Annotated in this window: 20 protein-coding genes, 1 tRNA gene and 3 pseudogenes; 15 read left to right on the top strand and 9 right to left on the bottom strand. The window is 67.1% G+C overall.

Going from position 1 to position 26381, the window contains the following annotated elements:
- Positions 1–35 precede the first annotated feature (35 nt).
- The 5 genes from ABZS69_RS42005 to ABZS69_RS41985 all read left to right on the top strand — a co-directional run bounded on the left by ABZS69_RS42005 (position 36) and on the right by ABZS69_RS41985 (position 8105).
- Positions 36–2186, top strand: coding sequence for an NADH-quinone oxidoreductase subunit L (locus ABZS69_RS42005; RefSeq protein WP_355382280.1), 2151 nt, complete (start codon positions 36–38; stop codon positions 2184–2186).
- A gap of 40 nt (positions 2187–2226) precedes the next feature.
- Complete coding sequence (locus tag ABZS69_RS42000) at positions 2227–4017, top strand: NADH-quinone oxidoreductase subunit M (RefSeq protein WP_355382277.1); 1791 nt, start codon at positions 2227–2229, stop codon at positions 4015–4017.
- Positions 4014–5633, top strand: coding sequence for an NADH-quinone oxidoreductase subunit N (locus ABZS69_RS41995; protein WP_355382274.1), 1620 nt, complete (start codon positions 4014–4016; stop codon positions 5631–5633). Before ABZS69_RS42000 ends, ABZS69_RS41995 begins: the two co-directional genes overlap by 4 nt.
- Positions 5634–5765: 132 nt before the next feature.
- Positions 5766–6617, top strand: a complete 852-nt coding sequence (htpX, locus tag ABZS69_RS41990) for a zinc metalloprotease HtpX (protein ID WP_355382271.1) — start codon at positions 5766–5768, stop codon at positions 6615–6617.
- 3 nt (positions 6618–6620) lie between these two features.
- Positions 6621–8105, top strand: coding sequence for a hypothetical protein (locus tag ABZS69_RS41985; protein WP_355382268.1), 1485 nt, complete (start codon positions 6621–6623; stop codon positions 8103–8105).
- Here the strand turns inward: ABZS69_RS41985 and ABZS69_RS41980 are convergent.
- Positions 8080–8601, bottom strand: coding sequence for an NUDIX domain-containing protein (locus ABZS69_RS41980; protein ID WP_355382265.1), 522 nt, complete (start codon positions 8599–8601; stop codon positions 8080–8082). The genes ABZS69_RS41985 and ABZS69_RS41980 overlap by 26 nt on opposite strands.
- A gap of 342 nt (positions 8602–8943) precedes the next feature.
- Positions 8944–9444, bottom strand: coding sequence for a YajQ family cyclic di-GMP-binding protein (locus tag ABZS69_RS41975; protein ID WP_355382262.1), 501 nt, complete (start codon positions 9442–9444; stop codon positions 8944–8946).
- Positions 9445–9704: 260 nt separating this feature from the next.
- Here ABZS69_RS41975 and ABZS69_RS41970 point away from each other — a divergent pair.
- The 3 genes from ABZS69_RS41970 (at position 9705) to ABZS69_RS41960 (ending at position 11932) form a co-directional block, all read left to right on the top strand.
- Positions 9705–9786 (top strand) — tRNA-Tyr (locus ABZS69_RS41970).
- Between the two features lie 550 nt (positions 9787–10336).
- Positions 10337–10657, top strand: coding sequence for a hypothetical protein (locus ABZS69_RS41965; RefSeq protein WP_355382259.1), 321 nt, complete (start codon positions 10337–10339; stop codon positions 10655–10657).
- An 885-nt stretch (positions 10658–11542) separates the two neighbouring features.
- Complete coding sequence (locus ABZS69_RS41960; RefSeq protein WP_355382256.1) at positions 11543–11932, top strand: hypothetical protein; 390 nt, start codon at positions 11543–11545, stop codon at positions 11930–11932.
- Positions 11933–12186: 254 nt separating this feature from the next.
- On the opposite strand, the pseudogene ABZS69_RS41955 reads toward ABZS69_RS41960, so the two are convergent.
- From ABZS69_RS41955 to ABZS69_RS41945, 3 genes and pseudogenes are all read right to left on the bottom strand, one after another.
- Positions 12187–12414: pseudogene (locus ABZS69_RS41955) on the bottom strand (Tn3 family transposase); the annotation flags it as partial.
- Between the two features lie 286 nt (positions 12415–12700).
- A complete protein-coding gene (locus ABZS69_RS41950; protein WP_355382253.1) occupies positions 12701–13888 on the bottom strand; it encodes a DUF6236 family protein in 1188 nt (395 codons plus the stop codon).
- A 561-nt stretch (positions 13889–14449) separates the two neighbouring features.
- Positions 14450–14708 (bottom strand): annotated as a pseudogene (locus tag ABZS69_RS41945) (site-specific integrase); the annotation flags it as partial.
- A 213-nt stretch (positions 14709–14921) separates the two neighbouring features.
- Between ABZS69_RS41945 and ABZS69_RS41940 the strand changes: the two are divergent.
- A complete protein-coding gene (locus ABZS69_RS41940; RefSeq protein ID WP_355382250.1) occupies positions 14922–15365 on the top strand; it encodes a hypothetical protein in 444 nt (147 codons plus the stop codon).
- A 38-nt stretch (positions 15366–15403) separates the two neighbouring features.
- On the opposite strand, the gene ABZS69_RS41935 is transcribed toward ABZS69_RS41940, so the two are convergent.
- Positions 15404–16081 carry a hypothetical protein gene (locus ABZS69_RS41935; protein WP_355382247.1) on the bottom strand — a complete coding sequence of 226 codons (678 nt, stop codon included), beginning with the start codon at positions 16079–16081 and terminating at the stop codon, positions 15404–15406.
- A 568-nt stretch (positions 16082–16649) separates the two neighbouring features.
- On the opposite strand from ABZS69_RS41935, the pseudogene ABZS69_RS41930 reads away from it, so the two are divergent.
- Together ABZS69_RS41930 and ABZS69_RS41925 are read left to right on the top strand one after the other, a co-directional pair.
- Positions 16650–17401: pseudogene (locus ABZS69_RS41930) on the top strand (transposase family protein).
- A gap of 243 nt (positions 17402–17644) precedes the next feature.
- Positions 17645–19300, top strand: coding sequence for a hypothetical protein (locus ABZS69_RS41925; RefSeq protein ID WP_355382244.1), 1656 nt, complete (start codon positions 17645–17647; stop codon positions 19298–19300).
- A gap of 222 nt (positions 19301–19522) precedes the next feature.
- On the opposite strand, the gene ABZS69_RS41920 is transcribed toward ABZS69_RS41925, so the two are convergent.
- Entirely contained in the window at positions 19523–20074 is a 552-nt protein-coding gene (locus tag ABZS69_RS41920) for a hypothetical protein (RefSeq protein WP_355382241.1), read from the bottom strand.
- A 139-nt stretch (positions 20075–20213) separates the two neighbouring features.
- Here ABZS69_RS41920 and ABZS69_RS41915 point away from each other — a divergent pair, with 139 nt between their 5' ends.
- Positions 20214–20786 (top strand): helix-turn-helix domain-containing protein, encoded by a 573-nt coding sequence (locus tag ABZS69_RS41915; protein WP_355382238.1) that lies wholly within the window; start codon positions 20214–20216, stop codon positions 20784–20786.
- A 363-nt stretch (positions 20787–21149) separates the two neighbouring features.
- Positions 21150–22400, top strand: coding sequence for a hypothetical protein (locus ABZS69_RS41910; RefSeq protein WP_355382236.1), 1251 nt, complete (start codon positions 21150–21152; stop codon positions 22398–22400).
- Positions 22401–22703: 303 nt separating this feature from the next.
- Here ABZS69_RS41910 and ABZS69_RS41905 read toward each other — a convergent pair whose 3' ends face one another.
- Together ABZS69_RS41905 and ABZS69_RS41900 are read right to left on the bottom strand one after the other, a co-directional pair.
- Positions 22704–23072, bottom strand: coding sequence for a hypothetical protein (locus tag ABZS69_RS41905; RefSeq protein ID WP_355382233.1), 369 nt, complete (start codon positions 23070–23072; stop codon positions 22704–22706).
- 184 nt (positions 23073–23256) lie between these two features.
- Positions 23257–24138, bottom strand: coding sequence for a hypothetical protein (locus ABZS69_RS41900; protein ID WP_355382230.1), 882 nt, complete (start codon positions 24136–24138; stop codon positions 23257–23259).
- A gap of 664 nt (positions 24139–24802) precedes the next feature.
- On the opposite strand from ABZS69_RS41900, the gene ABZS69_RS41895 reads away from it, so the two are divergent.
- Positions 24803–25357, top strand: a complete 555-nt coding sequence (locus ABZS69_RS41895; protein WP_355382227.1) for an EF-hand domain-containing protein — start codon at positions 24803–24805, stop codon at positions 25355–25357.
- 68 nt (positions 25358–25425) lie between these two features.
- Complete coding sequence (locus ABZS69_RS41890; RefSeq protein ID WP_355382225.1) at positions 25426–26298, top strand: bile acid:sodium symporter family protein; 873 nt, start codon at positions 25426–25428, stop codon at positions 26296–26298.
- Positions 26299–26381 lie beyond the last annotated feature (83 nt).

Genomic DNA, 26381 nt, shown 5'->3' with positions numbered 1-26381 from the left:
GGGGGCGACCAGCCCGTCAAACGAGGTGGCACGCTGTGACGACATTCCCGCTCATCGCCGTGCTCCTACCTTTCGTCGCTGCCGCGGCCGGCCTGCTGCTCTCCCGCTGGCCCCACCAGGCCCGCCCCTCCGACGAGGACGGCGGCGGGGGAGGGCGCATCCCGACATCGCCCCCCAAGACACCCGCCCCCGAGGCCCTCCACCCAACGGCGCCCGCCTCCGAACTCGCAAAACCCCCGCCCAAGGCCACCGCGAGTGAACCCGCCGGGTCCGAGAGCCACGCCACACCCACCCCCGGATCCGCACCCCCCGAACCCAAGCCCCCCACCACGCCGACCTCCAGCACGCCCGGATCACCCAGAGCAGCCGAAACAGCCAAGGCGGCAGCAGACCGCCGGGCCAACACCCGGGCAGCCTGGATCGCGATCCTCCCGACCACCCTCTCGGCGATCCTGGCGGGTTGGCTCGCCTGGGGCCCGGGCCTCGCCTACCTGCACGGCGCGACCACCTCCCCACCCACAGGCCAGACGTACGGCACCATCGTCACCGGCGGCGTCCCGATCACGCTCACCCTCCAGGCCGACAACCTGTCGAGCGTCCTCGGCGTCCTGGTCACCATCGTCGCCCTGGCCGTGCAGATCTACTCCGTCGGCTACCTCGGAGACGACCCGCGCTACCCCTCCTACAGCGCGTTCATCAGCCTGTTCACCAGCGCCATGCTCCTGGTGGTCTACGCGGGCGACCTCCTGGTCCTCTACGTGGGCTGGGAGATCATGGGCCTCTGCTCGTACCTCCTCATCGGCCACTGGTGGGAAGACCGGGGCAATTCGCGCGCGGCGGTCAAGGCGTTCCTCGTCACCCGCCTGGGCGACGTCGGCTTCCTCTTCGGCATCTTCGTGCTCGGCCTCGCGGCAGGCAGTTTCCGGATCAGCGATGTGCTGGGGAAAGTGCCGGAGATGTCCGCGGCCACGCTCGTGACCGCCACGATGCTCCTGCTGGCCGGCGTGGCGGGCAAGAGCGCGCAGGTCCCGCTGCACACCTGGCTCCCCGACGCCATGGCGGGCCCCACGCCGATCAGCGCGCTGATCCACGCCGCGACCATGGTCGCCGCCGGGATCTTCATCGTGGCCAGGCTGTTCCCCGCGTTCGTCGCGGCCCGGCCCACGCTCGACGTGCTGGCCGTCGTCGCGGCCCTGGGGATGCTGGGCGCCGCGCTGGCCGCGTTGGCCCAGGACGACCTGAAACGGGTGCTCGCCTACTCCACGATCAGCCAGCTCGCGTACATGGCGGGCGGCCTGGCCGCGGGCTCGGACACGGCGGCCATCTTCCACCTGCTGACGCACGGCGCGTTCAAGGCCCTGCTGTTCCTGTGCGCGGGCGCGGTGATCCACCACGTCGGCTCCAACCTGATGACCCAGATGGGCGGCCTGCGCCGCGAGCTGCCGGTGACGTTCGTGACGATGACGATAGGTTTCGCCGCTCTGATGGGCATCCCTCCGGCCAGCGGCTTCTTCAGCAAGGACGGCATCCTGCTGGCCATGGACCGCGCGCTGTCCACCGGCAGCCTGACGGACGCGGCCGCGCTCCTCCTGTACGGCTGCGCGCTCGCGACCGTGGCCGTCACCGGCGCGTACGCCACCAGAGCCTGGCTGCGCACGTTCTTCGGCGCGGCGCGGGTCGTGGCCCTCCCGGAGCCGGAGCCCGGTACGGCCCACGTCGTGGACGTCACCGAAGCCCCCCGCACGATGCTCGTGCCCGTCGTCGTCCTCGCCGTCCCCGCCCTGCTGCTGGGCTTCGCGGGGGAGTTGCACCTGGACCTCGGCATGGCCGCCGTCAGCGTCCTGCTCGCCGCGCTCGGCGCCGGGGTGGTGTACGCGTTCTGGCGCATCGACCCCGTCGCCGACCCGGCCCGCCTGCTGGGCCCGTTGCGGGGGCCGTGCGAGCGGGCGTTCTACGTGGACGGCCTCTACGCCGCGCTGTTCGCACGCCCGGTCCTGGCCCTGGCCAGGCTCACGGTGCGGACGGACGACGTGGTCGTGGACGGGGCGGTGCGCGCGTCCGGCAGGTCGGCGCGCGGATTGTCCGGAGTGCTGCGGCTCGCCCAGAACGGCAATGTCCAGCTCTACGTGACCGGCGTGCTGGCCGGTGTCCTGCTGATCGCGGTGGGGGCGGTGGTGTTCGCATGACAGCCCGGTCTTGCCTCGGGGCAGAGGTGGGGGTGCTCGCATGATGGCCTGGCTCTCCGTCGCGCTGCTGGCCGTGCCGCTCCTCGGTGCCCTCCTGCTCCTCTTCGCGCCGCACCGCCTCCGGCCGCTGCTGCACACGTACGGACTGAGCCTGTCCGGCCTGACGCTGGCGCTGGCCGTGCTGATGGCGGCGACCTTCGACTACTCGCGGGCCGCGCGGCCCCAGTTCGAGGTCGACCAGGAGTGGATCCCCGGCTTGGGGCTCCGCTTCCACCTCGGCGTCGACGGGATCTCGCTGCCGCTGATCGTGCTGACCGCGCTGCTGACGTTCCTGTGCTTCGTCTATTTGTGCTGGGGCGCCGCGCGGAAGGGGTTCGTGCGGGCGCGGCCGAGGGCGCTGGTGTTCACGCTGCTGGTGCTCGAAGTAGGCATGATCGGTACGTTTCTGGCCCTCGACCTGCTGCTCTTCTTCGTGTTCTTCGAGATCGTCCTCGTCCCGATGTACTTCGTGATCGGCATCTGGGGCGGCGAGGGGCGTCGGGCGGCGTCGGTCAAGTTCATCCTGTACACGCTGCTCGGCTCGGTCGTGATGCTGCTCGGCCTGCTGCTCGTGTGGGCCCAGACCGGCACGCTCGACATCGAGGCGCTGAGCGCGGCCCACGGCGCCGGTATGGCCAGGTCCGTGCAGATTCTGGCGTTCGTGGCGATCGGCATCGGCCTGGCGGTGAAGACCCCCATGTGGCCTCTGCACACCTGGCTGCCCGACGCCCACACCGAAGCCCCCACCGTCGGCTCGGTGCTGCTCGCCGGGGTGCTGCTGAAGATGGGCACGTACGGCTTCGCCAGAATCGCCATCCCCATCCTTCCCGAGGGCGCGATGGCGGTGGCGCCGTGGCTCGGCGCGTTCGCCGTGGTGGGCATCATCTATGGCGCTCTGGCTTGCCTTGCTCAGCGTGACCTCAAACGCATGATCGCCTACTCGTCCGTCGGTCACATGGGCTTCGTCCTGCTGGGGTTCGCCACGCTGACCCCGGTCGGCATCAACGGCGCCCTCTTCGCGAACGTCGCCCACGGCCTCATCACCGGCCTGCTGTTCTTCCTGGCCGGGGCGATCAAGGACCGGTACCACACCGCCGACATACCGTCCCTGGGCGGCGGCATGCTGACGACGCTGCCGAGGCTGGGCTCGGTGCTCACGTTCGCGGCGATCGCCTCGCTGGGGCTGCCCGGGCTGGCCGGGTTCTGGGGGGAGATGCTGGCGCTGTTCGGGGCGTTCCAGCCGGCGAACGGGCTGCCCCGCGGGCTGTTCCTGACGTACATGGCGATCGGGGGTCTGGGGGCGGTCCTGACGGCCGCGTACTTCCTGGTCATGTTGTCCCGCGTGACCCACGGCCGCCCCGGGACGAGCAACGCCTTCTTGGGCGAACAGGAGAGCGCGACACTGGACGAGCGTGCCGTCGTACCCCTCGGCGCACCGGCGAGCCGCTCGGCGACGGCCACTCTGGAGCCCTACAGCGAGCCTCTTGCCCCAGGAACGCCATCGGACCGCATCGAACCGTCCGGCGGCGACCACGTGCGCCTGGGCGATGCCGGTCCTGTGCAAGGCCGCACGTCTTCACACCACCCCGATCCGTCCAGCGGCGACGCGGCGATCCCGCATGATCCCGGCCGTGGGGGCGCACCACGGCCGGCGACGGACGACATCAGGAGCTACGAGCTGCTGGCCTGGACGCCTCTGGTGGCCTTGATCCTGCTCTTCGGGCTCTGGCCCGGCCTCCTCCTGTCGCTCACCACACCGGCCGTGCAGACCCTGCTGGGAGCCGTCTCATGATCCAGCAGATCGACTACTTCGTGATCGCACCCCCGCTGGTGCTCGCCCTGGTGGCCGCTCTGGTGCTGCTGCTGGACGCGTTCCTCCCACCCCGCCCCCGTACGCAGACCGTGCTGGGGCTGGTCACCCTGGCAGGCGTCCTGGTTGCGCTGGCCTTCGTCGTCGCCCAGGCGATCAGGGGCGGCCCGCCGCAGTCGACGTTCTGCGTCCCGGCCGACCTGGCCGGCCCAACCAGGCTGTGCTCCTTCGTGGCGGACGGGTTCACGCTGGTGTTCGCCGGCATGGTGCTGGTCGCGGCCGTGGTGGTCGTACTGATGTCGATGACCGAGCTGGCGGCCGGCGGCATCCCGGTGGGCGAGTGGTACTTCCTCCTCCTTTGCACCCTCGTCGGCGCGGTGACCCTGCCCGCCTCCCGAGACCTGATCATGCTCGTGGTGGCGCTTGAGCTGGTCTCGCTCCCGGTCTTCGCCCTCACCGCCCTGAAGCGCTACGACGGCCGGGCCTCCGAGGCCGCCGTGAAGCTCTTCGTGGTTTCGGTCGTGTCGACCGCCGTCATGCTGTTCGGTGTCTCGCTCTTGTACGGCATCGCGGGCACGGTTTACCTGTCCCGTCTGGGGGCCGTCTTCAGCAGTCAGGCCCCAGCGCCGGGTCTGGCGGAGACCGCGGCCCAGGCGACCGCCCAGAGCCTGCCTGCCGTCGTCTCGGTCGGGGTCGTGCTCGTGGTGGCGGGGTTCGCCTTCAAGATCGCCGCGGTGCCGTTCCACTCCTGGGCGGCCGACGTTTACCAGGGCGCCCCCGTCCCCGTGGCCGCGCTGCTGTCGGTGATCTCCAAGGCGGCCGGGTTCGCCGGGTTGATCCTCGTACTGGTCGCCGGGCTGTCCGGCCAGGTCGCCACCTGGGCGCCCATCGTCGCTGTCATCGCCGCGCTGACCATGACCGTGGGAAATCTGCTGGCCATGCGCCAACGCTCCGCCGTACGCCTGCTGGCCTGGTCCTCCGTCGCCCAGTCCGGCTACATCCTGGCACCGCTGGCGGTGGCGGCGGCGCAGAGCCCGTCGCCCCGGCTCGCCGGGGCGACCACCGCACTCCAAGCTCCGGCCGGAACCGGGCCCACCTCGGCCGGCCTCCCGATGACCGGCGCGGTCGGCACCTCCATGGCGTACCTGATCATCTACGCCGCCATGAACCTCGGCGCGTTCGCGGTGGTCCTGCTCGTCTCCAGGACCGCCGCCCGCAACGAGCTCGACGACTACCGGGGCCTGGTGTTCCGCCGCCCTGCCGCGGGGCTCGCGCTGGCGTTCTGCCTGGTCTGCCTCGCCGGCCTCCCCCCGGGTCTGGCTGGGCTCTTCGCCAAGGTGTTCGTGTTCCGCGAGATCGTGGAGGGCGGCTCGGGCTGGCTGGCCCTGATCATGGCCGTCAACACCGTGATCGGCCTCTACTACTACGCCGTCTGGACCGCCCGCCTCTTCACCCCCGCCACGGGTCCGGTCCTCGCCCAGCGCCGCCCGACGCCCACGACGTGGCTGGCCATCGGCCTCGCCCTGGGGGTGGCCGTGCTGTTCTCGATCGCCCCTCAACTGGTCCTGGACATGACCTCACTTTCCGCCTTCGGCTGAGACACGCGGCCATGAAGCGAACGAGAAGGTCGCGCTCCGCCCATAGTTGAGTACGGCGGGCAGCGGCTGGGGAACGAAGGACCGGGTCGTGGTCGTTGGACGTGGTGAACCCAGACCACGAAGGGGGGAACCTTGCACCACAACGGCCTGCGCACGGCCATCCTGCTGGGTGGCATGTCGGCGCTGATCGTCGCGGTGGGCGCGTGGTTGGGCGGCGGCGCCGGTGCGCAGTTCGCGTTCGTGCTCGCCCTGGTGAGCAACGGAGTCGCCTATTTCTTCTCCGACCGCATCGCCCTGTCAGCCATGCGCGCCAGGCCGGTCAGCGAGGTGGAGCAGCCCACCCTCTACCGGATCGTGCGGGAGCTCTCCACCGAGGCTCGCCAGCCGATGCCGCGCCTGTACATCTCGCCGACAGTGCAGCCGAACGCGTTCGCGACCGGCAGGAGCCCGCGCCAGGCAGCGGTGTGCGTGACGTACGGCCTGACCAAGCTGCTCGACGAGGCCGAACTGCGCGGAGTGATCGGGCACGAGCTGTCACACGTGTACAACCGGGACATCCTCATCTCCTCCGTCGCCGGCGCGCTGGCCACGATGATCACGTGGATCAGCTACGTGGCGGTGTTCTTCGGTGGTTCGGACGATGACGAGGGGCCGGGCTTCGTGGGCGCGCTGCTGATGATGGTGCTCGGACCGGTGGCGGCCGGGATGGTGCAGATGGCGATCTCCCGCACGAGAGAGTTCCAGGCCGACGAATCGGGCGCCAGGCTCACGGGTGACCCGCTCGCCCTGGCCTCGGCGCTCCGCAAGATCGAGATGGGTGCCCGCAGGCTTCCGCTCCCCGAGAACAGCCGCCTCACCTCGGCCTCCCACATGATGATCGCGAACCCGTTCAGCGGCTCGGGCTTCGGCCGCCTGTTCTCCACGCATCCGCCCACGTCCGAGCGGGTCGCCCGCCTCGAGCGCATGGCCGGCTACCGCCGCTGACCCATGCGCCGATTAACCAAGGCGGAGCGGAGGCTCTGGAACGCGTTCCCCACCGGACAAACGGTCGAACTGGGGTCGTTCGAGATCGGTCCGCCCCGCACGGCCGGCGCGAACGCCCCCACGGACGGCCACACCTGGGGGCCCGAACGCTCGATCAGAGCCGAAGTGATCGCCCAGTTGCTCCTCGGCGCCCGCGACACGGGCACCGGTTCGGTCCCGGCCGTACGTCTGCGCGGCGCGCGGATCACCGGCCGGCTCACGATCATCGGCGGCACGATCCCGTACGAACTCGGCCTGATCGGCTGCCATCTGGATGAACCCATCCGCCTTACCGACTCCACCACCCGCACCGTACGCCTGACGGACTGCCGCCTCCCGGGCCTCAGCGGCGGCGGCATGCGGGTGGCCGGGCACCTCAGCCTGTCCGGCTCGAACATCACCGGCACCGTACGCCTGAACCGGGCCCAGTTCGAGAGCGGGCTGTGGCTGGGCGGCACCAAGCTGACGGCCGACGACGACGAGGGATGGGCGCTCTACGCGAACGCCGTCGTCGTGGACTCCGGCACGTACATGAGCAACGCCGACTTTTCCGGCGGAATCGGCCTGGTCGGCGCCCGCCTGAACGGCGGACTCTTCCTGGACGGCGCAACCCTCCGCAATCCCGGCAAACAAGCCCTCACCGCCGACAACATGGTCGTCGAGGACGTCATGCGCTGCACCCGCGGATTCCTGGCATTGGGCTGCGTACGCTTACGCGGAGCGCGTATCAACGGGACACTCTTGCTCGACGGGATCATCCGGAGCCCCGACACCCGCTACGCCCTCCAGGCAAGCCACATGGAGCTCCGCGAGCTGTACCTGAAGCCCGCGAAGCCCATCGAAGGCATCGTCACCCTCGCACACACCACTGTCAGCACACTGCATGACGATCCGGACACCTGGCCCGAAAAACTCCGCCTGAACGGCCTGACCTACGACCGCCTGCGCGGCTCCGGCGTAACCCGGCGAATCGACTGGGTGATCCGGGATCCGGAGGGGTTCAGGCCGCAGCCGTACGAGCAGCTCGCGGCCTGGTTCCTCAGCGACGGCAACGACGCGCTCGCCCGGCGCACCCAACTCGCCAAACTCCGCGCCCGCCGCCAGACGCAGGGGCTCGGAAGCCGGGCGTGGGGGCGGCTGCTCGACGTCGCGGTCGGGTACGGCTACCGCCCCTGGCTGGCGGGCATGTGGTTCGCCCTCCTGCTGGCCCTCGGGACGGTCGTCTTCACCATCAACCCCCCGAGAGCTCTCAAACCCTCCGAGAGCCCCGATTTCCACCCCTTCGCCTACACCTTCGACCTCCTGCTCCCGATCCCCGCATTCGGGCAACGAGAGCTGTTCGACCCGGCGGGGTGGACGCAGTGGCTGGCGTACGGACTGATCGTCTCCGGCTGGATCCTGGCGACGGCGCTGATCGCCGGCGCTACACGGATCCTCCGCCCTCAGTGACCCCGGCCGATCCATCGCCCGCGGTGATCTCGCGCAGGATGGACGCGAGATTCTTGGGAAAGACGGCCTCCTCGGTGCTCTCGAGCTCCTCCGCGCTCCACCACCGGTAATCCATCGTCGTGTCCTTCTCGAGCTGCTCCATGTGTTCGAACGACACGACCGCATCGGCGCCCACCCGGAGCGCGAAGAACGTCTGATCCTGCGTGACGGCGTACTCGGCGTAATTGAACTCGATCACACTGCTCCCGTGCGGGCCGCTGAGCTCGTCCGCGTCCGCCCGGATCCCGACCTCCTCGAACAACTCCCGCGCCGCCGCCTCCTGCAATGTCTCGCCGTCCTCCGTCGCCCCACCGATCGTGAACCAGAACGGCTCATCCGGTCTGGCCGGATCGAAGCCGTAGAGCAGGAGGACTCGATCTTGATCATCAATGGGCAGGGCACGCGCGGTAAATCGGCGCAGGGGGATCTTCGTCACGTTTACCCAGCTTACGATCAAGCCATGACATACCGCCCCTGAAAGACGGGTGGCACCCCGATGATCGACAGATGAGAACGCACATGGGCGCCAGCAGCCGCACGGCGGGCATCCTGCCTCGGGCTGACCTGCACCGCCCACAGTGCAGCTGATCCACAAGGGCACCTCGGCAAAGGCTGCGCAACTCGCGCTCAGTCACCCACACCCAGGATCACGCTCAACACATACATGTGGGGACGGCCCGAGGCACAGGAGAAGACACGCGCCCTCATGGACAGCGCGCTCGACCGTGTGCCCCGGATGTGCCCTCCGAGCTCTGCGTAACGCTGAAACGCCAGGTCAGAGGTCTGAAGTGGACCCCTGCTAGCGGTAGTTCACGAACTGGAGGGCAATGTCCAGATCCTTGCCCTTCAGAAGGGAAATGACCTCCTGAAGGTCATCCTTCTTCTTCGAACTGACCCGAAGCTCCTCGCCCTGAATCTGCGCCTTGATCCCCTTCGGCCCTTCGTCGCGGATCAGCTTGGAGATCTTCTTCGCGTTCTCCTGGTCGATGCCCTCCTTCAGGGTGACCAGCATGCGGTACTCCTTGCCTGACAGCTTGGGCTCACCCGCGTCGAGGATCTTCAGCGAGAGGCCCCGCTTGACCACCTTCTCCTTGAACACGTCGAGAGCGGCATTCGCCCGCTCCTCGCTGTTCGCCTTGATTTCGATGTTGTCCTGCCCTGACCAGCTGATCGCGGCCCCCGTACCCTTGAAGTCGAAGCGGTGCCCGATCTCCTTGACCGTCTGGTTCAGAGCGTTGTCGACCTCCTGACGGTCGATCTTGCTCACGATGTCGAAAGACGAATCGGCCAAAACACCCATCCTCTCAGCGGCGAAAGCACTACCCGGATCCTGCTTCCCCGGCGTACGCGAAACGCGTGGACCCAGCGCACGAGCCTAGCCAGCATCGGCCCGCCGCGCAGGACACCGCTCCCCGTACGGAGAACCGTCCAGATCCCAGCCCTCCCCTCCACCCGTTTCGGCGCGGTACCAAACGGAGATCCGGCGCGCGTCCAACCGTGGTCACGCACACCTCGGAAGTCCGCTATCCTTCTATCTGTCGCCGCGAGAGCGGATGACAAGGCAGGTTGCCCGAGTGGCCAAAGGGAGCGGTCTGTAAAACCGTCGGCTCAGCCTACGCAAGTTCGAACCTTGCACCTGCCACACCAGCGGGAAGAGGCCCGTCACCAGCGGAAACGCGGTGACGGGCCTCTCGCGTTGTGTCCGGCCATCTACGGCGATCATCGGTGTTCTACGGCCTCTCACGGCCAATACGCGGCCAGGTTTCGGTGCATGAGCCGTCCCAAGACCGCAGCGCGGTGATCTACCTGGCGTCTCGCTGAGTTGGGAGACACGATCACTCACTGAGGATGACGACTGAGAAGACCAGGTCGCGCTCAAGTGCCACCAACGGATCTTCAGCAGGTTCCCCTGCCCGCATCCTGGAGCCGGAGAGCGGGTACTCACTGATCGTCACCTGCTGGCTCGTCCGTGTCTCGGGCTCACTGCACAACCTTGGGGCGACACCACCCGAGGGACGTCACTCAGGACGGTGGGACGGGCGGCAAGGCTCTTATCCTGTGGCGGTCGGTAGCTAGTGCTCTGACTATGTAGGTTCACCGGGTTGGGGCATCGCGTTTGGGTGCCAGGACGTCCGATCCACTGACCCGAACCGCACTTGGGGACGCCCGCGTGCCCTGGCAAGATCTCCCGCATGCGCATGTTCGAAGAGAAGCTCGACGGGCTCTCGCAGATGATGGCCGAGCACATGGCCATGCCGTTCCCACCAGGCTTCCACGGCCTGGACATCGAGGACCAGGGCATGGTGATGCTCGACGCAGACGTCTACGGCTACGCCGCAGGCGTCCTCAAGGGTCCGCTCAGCGATCAGCATCATGCAGGCCTGACGCGGCTGACGTCGGTGTTCGAGAGGGTCCTCCCGGCGATCGACGATGAGTACGCGACCAAGTACTACACGCACGTGCGCGACATGGCCGTGCTGGCCGCCGAAATCGAGAGCCTGCACCAGAAGTAGTCCGCCGTTCGGCGGGGTGGTGGTCGAGGCGGTTGGATGTGCGGGAACGCTGGCCTATCTGCAGGCCGAGGGGCGGATCACGACGGGTCGCAAGCGAGGCTCCATGGTGGCTGTTGAGCCGGCGCGGGAGCCGTATGACGTGCCGGTCGGAGCTCGTGTGATCGGCCGCATGCCGACTCCGGACGAACGGCGGGATCTGGCCACGTCGGGGGAGTTGCGCGAGTTCGGTGGGATGCCTGATGGAGTGGCGGTCTTCGAGATCGTTCCCGGCCCTCGCAAGCATCGGCGAGTGCTCCGCGGCGACCGTATCGAGTTGGTTGTCCGTGGTCCTGAGGACGGCGAGTAGCGCCGGCTGGTTCTGCGGAATACTGCAGCAATCTGCGGATCAGGCTGGCGCATGTAGAGGTGCGGCCTGACTGGGTGGCGGGCCTGTGTTCTCTCCTTCAAGGAAGGATTCTGCGGATTGCTGGTCTGGTTTGGATCAGCGCTTGCGGACGGGGCGCTCCTGCGGAGCATCTGAGCGAACTAGTGGCCGATCGTGATCGTCAACTGACTGTCAGTGCCTGCTCGCAGGGGGATCGATGAACAGCCTTCCACCGTCCGCCTTCCTCCGTGGAACGCCATCCGCGCCCAGGCGGAGATGACGAGGTCTGTGGCTGTCACTCGCGTTCACCGGAACCTTGGGGTTCGGCTGTGGCCTAGGGTTTTCCGTCGGGCAGGCAGTCCGAGGACCTGTAGAGGCAACCGTTCCGCGCGTGCATCGAGCCGTGGTTCTGAACCCCGCTGCGGCAGACCAGCGAGGTACGACGCAGGAGACCGGGGGAAGGGCGCCGTCCGCGAAGCGGCCATGGTGACGTGGCAACACCCCTATGCCATGGTGATCACATGACCGAGAACCAGGCCCCCACGCCGGTCCCGCTTCCCCCGCCCCTGCGCTACCTGACTGAAGACGAGAATAACCACGTCAAGAAGACTGCCTCCGAACAAACCCAAAATTGGGAGGTGGATGAGACGGTGGTCATCGCAGTCGCCTACGCTGCCCTGGGCGCTATAGGCCTCTTCGCGACGCAGTCGATTCTCGCGGAAAGCAACGACGAGAACTGCAACGCGCTGAGACTGGCATGGGACGCCACGCGGTCAGAGGAGAGGAAGTATCTCGGGTCGTGGTGGCAGTGCGTGGGATATCCCGGCCACTACGGCCGCCACTTCGCCTACAGCATAGTTGAGTGGTCTGACGGCGAGCCCGGCACTGTGCCCGCCACCAGGACGGCCTGACGGCCTCACGGCGCGGTGCGCAGCTCAGGGCTCGGACGGCGGTCCGTCGGCCGAGCCCTGACCGAGGTACTGGCAGCACTGCGCCCACTGATGTTCGAGCCGTAATCCTCGGGCGCACACCCGCCGTGACCAAGAGGCTGACCCCTTCGGCGTTACTCGGTCTGCGCCCCTCAGGCGTCGTCCCACAAGTCGTGGTCGTTGGGCTCGCCGCGGGCCTGCCGCTCCGCGCGCGCATCGTCTCGCGTTCTGGCCTATTAGCCTGAGAGGTTCAGGTGCGTCCAGTACTGGGCCGACAGGCCCCGCCGGTCGGCCAGACTGAGCCGCTTGTGCCAGGCTGGATCGCGCAGCACGATCTGGATCATCACCGTGTTCAGGTAGACGATCGCCGTGGCGGCCAGGTGCAACGCCAGCGCGGAGACCTCGGCGTGTTCTCGGTCGTCGCCGGTCAGGTCGCCGGCCTTGCCATAGAACAGGTCCTTGCTGGCGGAGTTGAAGCACGCGCGACCTTGTCGAACGCCTCACCCGCGGCGTCGTCACGGGTGTCGCCGAGGTGCACGATCGGTCGCGGGCCAGGTCACCGACAAGGGCCAGCGCGTACGCCTCGCGGCCAGCCCGGTTTGCAGCGCGGTGGCCAGGCAGGGCTCTTTTGAGCGACCGTGATGGCGTCCGCGTCGGAGGGGGCGATTCCGGGGCTGTTTCCGCCGGACGCGGTTCGGGGTCGCGCGCGTCGGTCCGTGCGACCACCTCATCTGGGCGAATGGTAGGTCGTCACGGCTTGCCGAGCAGCGTGCGTCGCACGCGTGTAATGGCACCAACCGGATCCAACTCGCGCTGGAGACCGAGCAAGTAGCCGGCCGCGCTACTGCGTTGTTCGGCCGCTGCACGCCGTGCCGCTCGCACGGAGGCCAGCAGTTGGATGACGATTGCACCACCAGCCCCGACGACTGGAGAGACTTCTAGGGAGGGGGCCGCGAGCGCCGCGATCGGGGGCAGTTCTAGCGTCTTTAGACCGAACACGGCGCGGATGGGCTCCATACCGAGCGACCGCAACCCGCGTTCGAGTTCCCGAACAGATTTCGTCAAATTGCGCTCGACCATGGACGCCATCCTGTCATTGAGGATGCCTCGATCCTCGATGCCCGCGAGGAGAGTGAACTCTTCGTTCAACGCTTCGATGTGTGTCCGGAATGCATCGAACTCGTCGGAAAGGGTTCGCCGTGCTCGGACAATCTTTTCGACAGGGACATGCTCGATGCCCGCAGGCACAACGCTATTTACGGCTGCGCACGCGTAAAGCACCGCTGGCCGGTCGCTCGCAGGCGGCGGAGGCGAGGGACTGGTCGGGTGCAAGAGCGCGGTACTTAGATCGTCCACCGTGCCATCGCTGGGCAGAGCAAACATTCGAGGATCGTCGGTTACGGGAGTTAGAGCGTTGGCCCGTGCGATCCGGCTGGCAAGCGCGCAGGAGTAGATGGCGACCAGGTCCGGATGCATGCCGATCCACTGCCAGTCGTCGCGGAGTCCGGTCAGAGGGTCGAATCGTCTGCTTGTCGCGAGTCCCAGCCCGCAAAGACGGTCAACGAACGGAGAGGTACCGGCAGACTCGAGAAGTCCCAATTGCGAGGTATGGATCCACGCGAAACGGGTCTTATCCAGGAGCCAGGAATCCTCGCTTCCCTCTGGGATAGAGGAAAGTCTGTATTGCACCTGAAGGATCTGAGCCTCTTGAGCTACCAGCGTTTCGAACTCTCTCGCGGCAGCTGTGGCCTGCGGGCCTGGGTCGACATCGCGGAGGAAGTCGAGTTCGTCGCGCAGGGCTGCGGCGGTCGGTGAGTCGGTGACCGGATATCTTGGCGGCCGTACCCGAGCAACCTGTGGCAGGTACAGTGCCGCAGCTTTGAGCCATGTGTCGTTGCGAACATGGAAGTAGGGATAGTACAGGCCGATCTGGTGCATATAGCCCTCTGCGCTTCTGGCATTGATTGGGTGCGGGGAACCCTTCCCCATCGCGGTATGCCAGAGCATTGTGCAACACGAAGGTAAGGCATGTGGTGGAACCCTCGATTGGGTCTGATGCGCACAAGAGGACCGGACGCGGACTTCGTTGTGGGTCACTCGGTTGCTGGGGGCGGCATGATCTCGGCCAGAGAAGGGCTCAACGGCTTGGCCCCGGCCAAGCTCCATAAGGATGGGGAAAAAGCCCAGGTCGGTGCGTTGTCGCGACGGGACTGTAAAACCGTCGGCTCAGCCTACGCAAGTTCGAACCTTGCACCTGCCACACGCAGTAAGCGCAGCTCAGAGGCCCTTCGGGGCCTCTTCTGCATTTCAGGGGTATGCAGCCGGATGCCGCTGTGAGCGGCTGTTTGTCGGTGGTCGCGGGATATACGCGGGATGGATCACGGGGCGTTTCCCCAGGTGGGCGCCCATGATCCGGGATGTGCGCGGGATGATGTGGCCCTGTAACGCCGAAAGGCCCCGGGGGAAGCCGGAGCCCTTCGAGGAGTGCTGTTCGTGATCTCATGCGGTCAGTACGTCCGCTACCCGCTGGTTGACGATCTTCTCCTGACCGTCGATGCACTTGGCGTAGACGCGGAGCAGGACGTCCACCCCGTGGCCAGCACGGGTTGCCACCTCCGGAGCCGGTACGCCGCCGTTGAGCCAGAGTGAGACGGCCGCATGCCGGAAGGTCGTACGGTCGCCGGGCGAGCGGTGAGGCGACCTGGGCGGGGCTGAGAGCCAGGGTGCGGGCTTCCTGCCAGACCTCGGTGTAAGCGGTCGAGCGGCGGCGCGGCGCGCCGCCGTACCGGCCCGCCTGCGCCCGCCGTCCGGGCGTGCGACCTGGGGGCCGGGCCCGGACGGCGGCGCCTCGGGCCGGCCCGCGTCAGCTCCCGCCGTACCAATCGAAGCCGCCGACCCTCGCGCCCCGCCACCGCAGCGCATCCGACTCACCGTCTGGACACGACAGCTCCGAACAACAGACGATGGCAGGATGCGCAGCCGGTTAACGATCCTCGCGGAAGTAGCCACCGTCGCAGCTCTCATGGTCGCCGTGATGACCTTCCTGAATTGGGACGAGAGAGCCCCGTGGGGCGAAGGGAACCTTTCTGATCCTTCAAACCCCGAGCAAGCGCAACTCCCGGTCGCCGTTCCAACCCTTGTGGAACGGCTACAGCTATTCGGCTCCAACCAGGACTTCGGGCGGCTGCTGCTCTGGGGGATCGGCCTGTACATCCTTCTCGGGGCCTTGGCATTGATCGTCTCAGGTGAGTACGGCGGCTCAGTCCGAGCTGGACTCTGGCTCTTGTCGGGGCTCGCAGTCACGGGCGCGTGGCTCTGGCTGTTCTGGGGCTCCCTCAACGTATTCGGAATCATTCTGTTGGGGATCGGCCTGATCATCGTTGGTGTTGCATGCCTCACGTACTTGGATATCTAGAACCACGCCTCCTGCGGGGGTCTCCGGCTCCGGGATGATCAGGCAGAAGGCGAACCGTTCTGTTCTCGTGCGAAAGCCCCCCTGGTCAAGGGGCAGAGCTTGAGCTGTCGCCGCGTGTCCGCTACTACCGCTGAGGCCCAAGCGCAGAATGCCTCGCGGTCATCTATCAGTTCCGTGAGGGCACGAATCTTGTCCTGCAGGTCGCCCAGCCATTGGAGGCCATCGGCACTCTCGTCGAGCACATCTGCGAAATGTGCTCGCGCGCCTACAACATCCCCGATCAGCGCAGCTGCGACGCCAGCGTGATACTGATCCCACGGAGTCGGGCGGGTCGGCATTGAGGAAGCAAGGAACTCTGCCGCGGCGGCGACACCGCGAAACTTTCGCCGATAGCCCTCGACACGATCTATCGCCAGTCCACAGTGGCTCCTGATCGACTGCGAGAACTGTGCCTCGTTGAGAAGGTCGGTGCTCTCGCGGCCCGGATGCAGAACATCGAATCTGGCATGGGGAGTTGCACCCCACAGCCACATCACTCCGACACGGAGCCGGCTGCCTTGGCTCCACCTGGGCGAGCCGAACTCGACCATGCCCAGCCACCAATCCTGATCATCCAGCCATAGCCGTGACCGCCCCTGTTGCTTCAGTCCCGCCGGGCGTAACAGCTCACGTCCTGCCTGCGCCACCAACCTCGACGCCGATGATGGAACCGCCATGGCTCGAAGATCCCCTGTCAACCGCCGTCTACCGGCCCGAAGGTTACGCATGGAAATTAGCAGCTGACAACGCGATGTGCCCGCCCCGTCCTGACCGGGACATGCCGAACCGATCAGGACTGGCCGCAGGGTCCGGCCCTTTCACTCGCAGCTTCTGCGTTCGAGCCGCAGCGGCCGCCGTCCAATATTCGTGCAATGATCATGGTGCTCTTGGAGACGCGACAGAGTCCTGCCGCAGGTGGAACGCCACCTCTCAACGGAAACGGTCACGCGCTGTAGAACTGTCGATAGTTGATACTGCACTTACGATCGTCCGCCTGCGGCTGGTGACTGTAAGTGGCCGGGAGCGATCGGTGGGCCGGGACTTGTTGCAGTTCCCAAGCTGACCACCGCGGGCTGCTCGCGTCGTATGCGCGTCGGCGTCAGTGAACCCTTTTCCAGCCTCCCTGGCGGGTGCTCTGGTCACAGCATGATCGCGATGCCGGTGTTCGGCCGATGACGTGAAGAAGGTCCTGGTGGTAGACGGGTTGATCACCTCAACCCACACCGTCGCAAACAGGGGCTTCCGGTGTCGTTCTATCGTGCTGTCGTTGATTTGTCGCGTCAGACCCTGAGGAGTGATCCGGCGGCGCCGTAAGGCGATCTGATCGGTCCGGCGGCTGCTCACCCCTGGCCAGCAGGCCCTGCTGGTGCTCGTCTACCTGCGCAAAGGTGAGACCTACGCCGAACGCGGGGCCGGTTTCGGCGTCTCGACGGCCACCGCGTGGCGGTATGTGGAGGAGACGGTGGCGTTGTTGTCGGCGCTCGCCAAAGCTCGGACAGGCGCTGTGCAAGGCCAAGCGGGACGGGCTGCACTACCTGGTGCTGGACGGCACGCTGATCCGCACCGACCGGGTTGAGGCCGACCGGCCTTACTTCTCCGGCAAGCATCGGGTGCACGGCATGAACGTGCAGGTCATCGCCTCATCGGACGGAACGATTGTGTGGATCTCCGGCGCGCTGCCGGGCAAGGCACATGACCTGAGTGCCGCCCGTATCTGGGGCATCCTGCGCGCGCTGGAGAACGCGGGCATCATCACCCTCGCCGACAAGGCATATCAGGGCGCCGAAAGCCCCGGTCCTCATCCCGTACAAGGGCAAGCACAAACCCGAATCCCAGAAGCAGGCCAACCGCGCCCGCGCGAGCTTCGGGCCCCGGCGAACGCGCAGCTGGAGAGCTGGAAGATCCTCTGCAAACTACGCTGTAGCCCTTCCAAAGCCGGCCACCTCTGCAAGGCCATCGCCGTCCTTCAGAACCACCGCGCTGCGCAAGCCGCCTGAGGGTGAAAGGGTTCGCCGAGTGGGTCGCCGGGGAAACTTGCGCTCTCACCAGACTGAGCTATTCGCCTCCGCGCCACCGGTCCCGACGACCGTTCAGGCCGCCGCGAGTCCAGAGCCTCCCCGGCCGTCAGTGGCGTGACCGCTCGGAATTGAGGTTGACGATGCCTGTTTCGTTATGGCTTGATCTTCAGGCTCCCGAGATCATCGATCGAAGTGGATAGAACTATGCAGTTCCTCCAGCGTGTGTCCGCCAGGTTATCGAGCCGGCCCCCCGCCATCCGCCGGCTGGCCGCCGCGGGTGGAGTCCTGGTCCTGGCAGCCGGGCTGGCCGTAGCGCAGGCGTCCGCCGCCTCGGCCGCCGACAGTACGACACCCCTCGGGATCGCCCTGGCCACCACGGGCCTCGGCGTGTACGAAGCGGGCGGTGACATAGCCGTGGCCGGTGGCAAGATCTTCGTGTCTGGACGGGACCGGATCGTGGTCACGAACCCCGAGGGCACGGTCACCGGCGCCATCACAGGCCTGTCAGCGCCGGTGGGCCTGGCCGCGGCGGCCGACGGCGACCACGTCTACGCGGCGCTGAGCGGTTCGAACCAGGTGGCCGAGATCGACACCGACAGCCTCGCTGTCACCCGCCGGTTGGACGTGGCATATCCCTGTCCGATGAACGTGTCCCTCTCCGGAACGCGGCTGTTCGTCGGGTACGGATGCGACGGTTCGGGCAGCGGCGTCTTCAGCCTCGATCTCTCGGCCGAGGCGCCGGCCTCCGTGCAGATCCGCGCCAACGGGCTGGGCAAGGCCCCGCTGGTCGCCGCGGCGAGCAACACGCTGGTGACCGCCGAGCGGAACATGACCCCGGCCACCGTGTACGTGTACGACCTGAACGGCACATCGGCGACCCTACGGGGGACCGTCGACGGCAGAACGCACTATCTGGCCGGCCCCATCGACCTCACCATCACCTCGGACGGCTCGACGCTCGTCGCGGGGTTCGGCAGGTGGGATGACGGCGACGACCAGTTCGAGAGCTGGGACACCACGAGCTTGACACGGGTGCGCGCCTATGACGCGCCCGGGTACCCGGATGCCGTCGCGATCAGTCCTGACGGCGTTCACGTGGCGGGTGCCAGCGACACCCGGGCAGCCCTGTACGACGCGGCCACCGCGGAGAAGGTCTACTCGAACGCCAACAGCGCAGGACTCATCATCCCTGGAAGCCTGGCGTTCTCCGGTACTGATGTCGTGGGTGTGGTGAGGCAGGGCACCGGAAGCCTCCACCTGTGGCGCATGCAGGGCGCCCTTCTTCCGGTCTCCTCCCTGACGCTGACCGCTTCCGGTCCGGCAACCGCCCTCGAACCGCTCGCCCTCACCGGCCGGCTCACCCTGCCCGACGGAGTGCGCGCGGACGCGCAACCAGTCGTGGTGACCCGCCGACTGCCCGACGGCACCAGTACGACCGTCGGAGACACCACCACGGCGGACGGCACGTTCACCATCACGGACACCCCGCCGCGGGGCGGCGACATCACGTACACGGCCGTGTGGGACGGCACCCCAGAGATCAGGTGGAGTTCCGCCTCCACCACCGTCACGGTTGCCAAGCGGCAGACGTCGATGACCCTGACCGGACCGAAGAAGGGCGTTCTCGGCAAGACGCTCAACTTCCGCGGTGCGCTGGACGGCGGAGGCAAGCTGCCTCCGGCGGGCACGCGGCTCACGGTCGAACGTACGGACGGCGGTTCACCAGTCAGGCTGAAGTCAGCGATTCTGGCCGATGACGGATCGTTCAGCTTCACCGACACGCTCGTAGGCGGCAGCCAATTCACCTACACCGTCAAGTGGGCCGGCGACGACATCTTCCTGTCGTCGCAGGCCAGCCACGTGGTCCCGGTCAATTAGCCGCTCGACGGGCGCAGGCACACGCCTGCGCCCGTCACCGGCGTTTCCCGAAATGGTGTGCCCCCGGCCGGACAGGCCGACGGTGTTCCCCCGTGACCAGGGCCGCCAGGTTGGAAGGAGCTCAGTCGGCGTCTTGTGGCGGCTCGCCGAGATGACCGAGCTGCCGCGCCGAACCCGCTGCCCGCTGCTCGGCGCAGCTCGCTGGTTCGGTGCGGTTCTGGTTCAGTGTTGTGCCGCGAGGTCGAGTGCGATGTCGGTGATCATGTCTTCCTGGCCGCCTACGAGGTTGCGGGCGCCGACCTCGAGGAGAATGGTGCGGACGTCGAGGTCGTGGTGGGCGGCGGCGGTCTCGGCGTGGCGGAGGAAGCTGGAGTACGCGCCGGCGTAGCCGAGGGTGAGGGTTTCGCGATCGACCTGGACGGGGTGGTCGCGAAGGGGGCGGACGATGTCGTCGGCGAGGGCATCGGGGATCGGTACGGCGAGGGAGCTGTCGACCAGGGCGCGTTCGGCCCACCCTCCGGAACGCGTGGCGGTGTACCCCATCACCCGCGTCCCCGCCTTCGGGCCGGAGCCGTCCGCGGCCGGCTCGATGACGGTGCCGACGACGTCGAGCCCGACGGGCGATCCGGGCGGGGAGAGCCGGACCTTGTTCAGATCCCCTCTGCTGACGGTCGATGCCGACACCTGCACCAGGAGCTCGCTGCTCGTGCGGTTGGGCTCCGGCACCTCGGCGAACTCCACTGAGCCGTCCTTCGTCGTGATCAACGCGCGCACGTCGGTCTTCCTCTCATCCGAACGGAAACCTTCGCCTCAATGCCAGGACAGGCACCGACGACGGAAATGGGCTAGGGTGCCCACTTAGAGACCGTAGCACAAGTGGGCACCCATGCCCACTTCCGTTCGAGTTGGTGGCATGACCGATCAGGATGAAACACACCGAACCCTGCGCTCCGACGCGGAACGCAACCGCGACCGCATCGCCGGCGCAGCCCGCGCCGCCTTCCGCGAACTCGGAGCCGACGCGCCGACGAAGGAGATCGCGAAGCGCGCGGGTGTGGGCACCGCTACGCTCTACCGACGCTTCCCGACCCGAGAAGACCTCCTGGCCTATGTCTTCGCTGACCGGCTGACCGAATGCGAGGACTCGGTACACACCGCGCTGACCAACTCCGACCCCTGGCAGGGCCTGGTCGACCACATCAACCACCTCATGCACCTGCAACTGGAGGACCGGGCCTTCACCGCGGTGTTCCTCTACGACTTCCCGCCGGACAGCCCGGTCAGCCACTCCCGCGCCGAGGCCGGGAGAGCTCTTCGCCAACTGCTCGACGCGGCCAAGGCCGCCGGCGACCTCCGCCAGGACGTTGACGAGAACGACGTCATGCTGCTGCTCAAGGCGAACGACGGCGTACTGCGCTGGTCCGGCGCTCCCGCGCAGGAAAGCCAACGACTCATCGAGAGGTTTCTCCGCTCCCTCCACACCTGACCGGCCCCGTGTGATCGCCGGTCTCTTACCGACGCGGCGGCGAGAGGAACTCGATCCGAGCACCCGGCATCCCGGGCAATGGCAATGCGTGCTTGCCACGAGTCGAAGAGTGCCACCTGTCCGCGGCAGGCGGGCGATCTGGCATCACCGAGTTGGCGGCTTTCCTGACCATGCCGGTTCATCGCGTGGCGTCAGAGATGCGGCGCATGGGCTCGCCGTGCGTTCGGCGTGGACGCGCAGCAGGACGTCAACGCTGCGGCCTGCCCATTCGGCCACCTGGGGGGCGGGGCGGCTCGGAATGTCGGTGCGGTGGGCCATACTCCGCCAAGCCGGGATGATCATCAACAAGGCGAAGGCGTTGACATGGCACAGTTGCTGCGGAGTCTCGACGACGAGGTCTACGTTCAGTACAACACGTTCGGGCTGGACGGCACCGACCTGCCGGAGTGGCGTTCCCCCACCGACGAGATCTACCACTTCATCGCGGCCGTGCGCCTGGAATCCTGGGACGCCGAGCCGGGGCCCGCGGACGCCTCGTGGACGCCGGTCAGTTCGACGACGTTCGTCGCGGAGAGCGGTGTGGTCGTGATCGTCGCGATGATGGACGACAGGGGGCATGACTTCCTGATCGGGCCGCCGCGTTTCGAGTACGGCGTGGACATGTACCTGCGTGAACCCAAGCCAGGCGACGGGCATGCCACAGGTGAGTGCGACGAGGCATGGCTGCTGAGGTTCTGGCCGATCAGGGATGTCTTCGACCCAATCACGCACGCGGCGCCGTTCTCCTACATTGCGCGCGGGGTTCTCTACTACTCGATCGACCTCGAGCCCGAGCAGCTCGTGCAACCGCCGGCGCGGCGGGAGGTGCCGGTGCCGGTCTCGGCAGTGGCGGACTGGGCGTCGCTGCGCGCGGACCCGGACCTGGACACCTTCGACGGCTGGCTGCGCATGTTACGCCGCAAGGCGGAGGAGAGGGGCGTCACCGTTCACGAGTTGCTGCGCGCGGCCGGGGTCGACATCGAGGACGGAGCGGACCTCACCCCGGCCTCCTGCACCCCGCCGCGGGCGCGTGCGGGCCGATTCAAGGATCCGCTGATCGACCGCTACTGCGCCGAGCAGGCGCGTATGGGCTTCTCGTCCGGGCGCGACCTGGGCGAGGATCGGCTGCGCGAGTACGCCGACGGCGAGCGCATCGCCAAGGAGTTGTGCCGCAGCGACACCCGGACGTTCTCCGTGCCCGTCGAAGGCCGTGGCGCCCTGTATGTACCACCGGGTGTCAGCCGCCGCGTGTGGCGGTGGGAGGACGACATGCTCGGCGGCGAGCTCATGGACGACGGGCTGACAGTGGATCGGCAGATTCTGGCCAGGAACCCGTGGACCAGGCAGATCCTCGTCTCCGGCATCGTCACGGTCCTGCGCCGCGACCACGACAGGCACGGCTGCAGCGACATCGTCTGGTACGTGGTGCGCGACGCCGAGCCGCACGAGGCGGCCAGGGTCCTGTGCGCGGAGGCCACCTGGGAGGAGGATCCGGATCAGCGCCGGGCCTTGGACGAGGTGGCCAGGGAGAAGCTGATCGACCTGCGGGCCACCTACAGGAGCCGGGAGAGCTGAGGGCCGGGCCTCGTCGCGCGGCGAGGGCACGCGGCCGGGTCGGAGGTGACCTGGGCGGGGACCGGCCCCCAGGCCGCAGCCCGAACGGCGGGCGAGCGGAGGTACGGTGGCGCGCCGCACCGCCGCTTGACGGGATGCAACCCTTACGATCGCCACGGAGTGGTCGGCCGCCATATGTGCTTGGGGCGATCGGCCACGTTAGGCGGCCGATCGCCGTTGCCACTGCTGGTCACCAGCAGATAGTCGACAGCGCCAGCCTTAAGTTGATCGTCTATGCAGACATCGCCCGATGAAGAACTCCAACTAGACGTTGTCGACCGCGAGGGCAGGGTCACAATGGAGACCCTCATGCTCTACGACTCTGTGCCGGCCCGGCTCGCGCTCGCGTGCCGTGGCCTCCTGCTGGACGTAGAGGGCGAGGACCTGCTGGTTTGCCTCATCGATCTCCGTCGCCGGTTGGAAGCCGAAGGCCTCAACCTCTGCTGCCAAGGAGCATGAGCGGATGTCTGGCCATCGGGCCAGCTCCGGCAGTTCACCAATGGCCGCTTCGGATACGTCTTGGCAGCCAGACGTCCAGGCGAGGCATTCAAGGAAGTCGACTTGTTCGCACCGGCCCAGCCCCATGAGATCGCTTCGATCGAGCAACAACGTGACGCTGTCTTCCGGTTTCACGGGCTGTGTCAACAGCCAAAGCCCAGCTCAGAGTCGTGATCGTCGTGCCATTAAGGGGAGTGACGAGGGGTCGATCACGGTCACTCGCGGCTGGTCTCAGCCCCAGGGCGAGGCGCCTACGAGCTGGGATTCCTGCGATTCCCAAGCTGACAGCGTGGCATTCGATTCCCGACCCGCTTCACGGTCACGACCACTGGGCGACGCTGCCGATGGGCCTATCAGGGCACTCCATACAGATGAAGAGATATGCAGCGCCGGCATCGCCGATCACGAGTCCGGAGGGACCCATCTGCTCTGGGTCGAAGTCCGAGCTGAGGAGGTGCTGCTCCTCAAGCGGTACCCACCTCGTCGCGGATCCGGGATCGTGCTCCCAACTGGCGATGGTCAGCAGGTGCGCCATCTCATGGCCGTGGCCGCATGTGACCGTCTCGGGGGATTGGATCCAGTCGATCCATCCGCCGACCTTCGTGCCCGGAGCGGCCGACAAGTGGTACTGGTAACTCCACTCTTCCGCATCGTCCAGCGACGATTCCCATTCCTCGATCTTCTCGGCCAGTTCTGTCGACGTCTCCCAGGCCGGATACTCCTCGACCCGCTCTGGTGAGAGCACGCACGGCCGGGGGATAAGTCCTTCCTCGCTGGTCACGGGCTCCGGAACCTCGGTGAGGAGCTCCGCGATGAGGCTCGCCTTCCGCCAGAGGACGCGTACCACCGGCCGAAAGTCGGACTCGTGCACGAAGGGACACCACAGAATCTGGCACAAGTCCGTGTCCGGTAGGAACGGCAGCTCGGGTACGTCCCGGGCGTGGAGTTGGAGGATCGGCACCATCGCGATCGGCTGTGCTCCTGTGAGGTTTTCGTGGTCAGGAGACGTGCAGAACGGCCAAGAGTCGCCGATGGGCCAGAGCAGCGGGCCGCCCATGGAACTGTCCGTAGGCGAAGGCGTTCCGGGACGCGGGTGCAGCCTGACAGCGATCTGGCTCTGGCCGGCCAGTTCGGGAAAGAGCTTCGTCACGTCGAACGGCGCCGGGGGCGTCGTCAGGCCCACGTCTTCTTCTCCGATCATCACGGATACCGTCAGGCAGCACACCATAGGCCAGTGGACCGACAGAATGAGGGTTCGATCGTCGATGAGGTGGTGCAACCCAACCCGGCAGGACGTGCACGTAGCACCGCGCGATGATCTTGTCGGCATTTTCGCAGGTAAGAGGCATTTTTAGGCGGTGCTGCCTGCTTTCGCATCGCACCGCCGAGACGTGAATCCGGTGAGGAGCCTGGGGGTAGAGCGTAGGGGTCGCCAAGTCGTTGGGGTCAGGAGCACTGACCTGCGCGTTGCGACTCTGATTGACCTGCGCCGCGACCTTATTGGCACGCCAGCCGATCAACAGGATTCCACCCACGAACAACACCGCCTGGGACGCGGCGATCATTAGCGCGGGGCCCTCAGGCAGGCCGAACGTCAACTCGCCTGCGATGGAGATGACGAGAACCGCCGCCATGACCACGGCCAGGCGTCGCAGGGGACGCCTCAGCCAGGCGTGCGCGGCATCCCATGCCTCGCGAGAGGCGAGTGTGTGGGTTCGCCACGAACTTCGACGGCTCCATGCGGTCTCTCAAGGCACATTAGTGTTGCCGCGTCGCTACCAAGACACCATCTGTCACTGAGCGGAGTCATCCGGATACTTAGGGATCGGTCGTGATTCACACCGTTCGATCCGGGAGGTACTCCTGTGGCCCGCTCTCTGCACGAGTCCAACGTCGCCGCCCTGTTCGCTCTGCTTGACAGCACTGGAGACGGGCAGATCGGTGCCGATGACTTCAGGCGCATCGCGGACAGGGCATGTGCCGCGGTGGCCCCTGACCCGGGCTCGCCTCAGCATCAGGCCATTCAGCGGTTGTGCGCGGACTGGTGGCATCACGTCCGCGAGGACGCCGACGCCGATGGCGACGGCGCGGTGAGCGCGACGGAATTCGTCCAGGCGGTGGACCACCTGGTCGCGAGCCATCCGCACTTTCAGCAGATGACCGGCACGCTGTCGTGCGCCGCCTTCGACGCCGCCGACACCGACGAGGACGGGTTCATCTCAGTGCCGGAGTTCGAGCGCTTCTTCAGCGGGTTGGGCATCCCCCACGAGGTGGCCGGGGGTGCTTTCGCCCAGCTGGACACCGACGGCGACGGCCGGATCTCCCGCCAGGAGTACGCCGAAGGCGTTTGGGTGCTGCTCACAAGCGAAGACCCCGATGCCCCTGGGTCGGCGATCCTGGGGCAGACGCAGGCGGGCTGAGCCGCCCACGCTACGGGGGATGCACACGTGCCTACCAGGACTGGTCGGTATGCCCGAGAATGTCCGACATGGGCTCCCCATTGATCTTGGCCAGTCTGCCTTTCGCCATCGGCATCGTCATGCTCGGCCTGGGTCTCAGTCTGACCCTGGACGACTTCCGGCGGGTCGGCCAGTATCCGAAGGCGGCCGTGGTCGCGCTGCTGTGCCAGATCGTGCTGCTGCCGGCGATCTGCTTCGGCCTGGTGCTCGCCTTCCGGCTTCCGCCGGAGCTGGCGGTCGGGGTGCTGCTGGTCGCGGCGTCGCCCGGTGGCCCCACGGCCAACCTGTTCAGCCACCTGTTCGGCGGGAACGTCGCGCTGAATGTCACGCTCACCGCGATCAACTCGGTGCTGGCCGTGGTCACCCTGCCGATCGTGGTGAACCTCTCGGCCGGGTACTTCCTACCCGATGAAGCCGCCCTCGGGCTGCAGTTCGACAAGATGCTGCAGGTCTTCGTGATGGTGCTCGGGCCGGTCGCGATCGGGATGCTCGTACGCGCGCGGGTGCCGGAGGTGGCCCGGCGGCTCAACCTCCCCGTCCGGGCGCTGTCGATCGTGGTCCTGGTCGGGGCCATCTATGCCGTGTTGTACTCGGAGCGGGAGCACCTCGTCGACTATTTCGTCTCGGTCGGGCTGGCCGCGTTGGTTTTCAACATCGTGAGCCTGCTGGTCGGCTACGGCGTGCCGCGACTGGCCGGTGTCGATCACCGTACGGCGACCGCGGTTGGGTTTGAGATCGGCATCCACAACACCGGGCTCGCCATCACGGTCGCGCTGAGCCCGACGCTGTTGAACAGTGCCGAGATCGCCATCCCGGGCGCGGTGTACGGCATCGTCATGTTCTTCACGGCGACCGGGTTCGGCTGGTTGATCAGCCGGCGAGCTCGAAAGTCGGTCTCCTGAAACCAGCTCGGGAATGGGGCCGGCCGTGCGACGTCGTACGCATTCGCGGCCTCAACCCCGATCGTCCGACCTTTCTACGACCA

This window comes from Nonomuraea sp. NPDC005650, from assembly GCF_040605375.1.
Classification (GTDB): Bacteria; Actinomycetota; Actinomycetes; order Streptosporangiales; family Streptosporangiaceae; genus Nonomuraea.
Note: the sequence above shows the minus strand (reverse complement) of the source record. Positions and strands in the feature narration are given on the sequence as shown.

Coding starts and splice junctions, on each gene's coding strand:
- ABZS69_RS42000 (WP_355382277.1), top strand. CDS start 2,227: ATGATGGCCTGGCTCTCCGTCGCGCTGCTGGCCGTGCCGCTCCTCGGT.
- ABZS69_RS41995 (WP_355382274.1), top strand. CDS start 4,014: ATGATCCAGCAGATCGACTACTTCGTGATCGCACCCCCGCTGGTGCTC.
- ABZS69_RS41985 (WP_355382268.1), top strand. CDS start 6,621: ATGCGCCGATTAACCAAGGCGGAGCGGAGGCTCTGGAACGCGTTCCCC.
- ABZS69_RS41975 (WP_355382262.1), bottom strand. CDS start 9,444: ATGGGTGTTTTGGCCGATTCGTCTTTCGACATCGTGAGCAAGATCGAC.
- ABZS69_RS41965 (WP_355382259.1), top strand. CDS start 10,337: ATGCGCATGTTCGAAGAGAAGCTCGACGGGCTCTCGCAGATGATGGCC.
- ABZS69_RS41960 (WP_355382256.1), top strand. CDS start 11,543: ATGACCGAGAACCAGGCCCCCACGCCGGTCCCGCTTCCCCCGCCCCTG.
- ABZS69_RS41950 (WP_355382253.1), bottom strand. CDS start 13,888: ATGCACCAGATCGGCCTGTACTATCCCTACTTCCATGTTCGCAACGAC.
- ABZS69_RS41940 (WP_355382250.1), top strand. CDS start 14,922: ATGCGCAGCCGGTTAACGATCCTCGCGGAAGTAGCCACCGTCGCAGCT.
- ABZS69_RS41935 (WP_355382247.1), bottom strand. CDS start 16,081: ATGGCGGTTCCATCATCGGCGTCGAGGTTGGTGGCGCAGGCAGGACGT.
- ABZS69_RS41915 (WP_355382238.1), top strand. CDS start 20,214: ATGACCGATCAGGATGAAACACACCGAACCCTGCGCTCCGACGCGGAA.
- ABZS69_RS41910 (WP_355382236.1), top strand. CDS start 21,150: ATGGCACAGTTGCTGCGGAGTCTCGACGACGAGGTCTACGTTCAGTAC.
- ABZS69_RS41900 (WP_355382230.1), bottom strand. CDS start 24,138: ATGATCGGAGAAGAAGACGTGGGCCTGACGACGCCCCCGGCGCCGTTC.
- ABZS69_RS41890 (WP_355382225.1), top strand. CDS start 25,426: ATGGGCTCCCCATTGATCTTGGCCAGTCTGCCTTTCGCCATCGGCATC.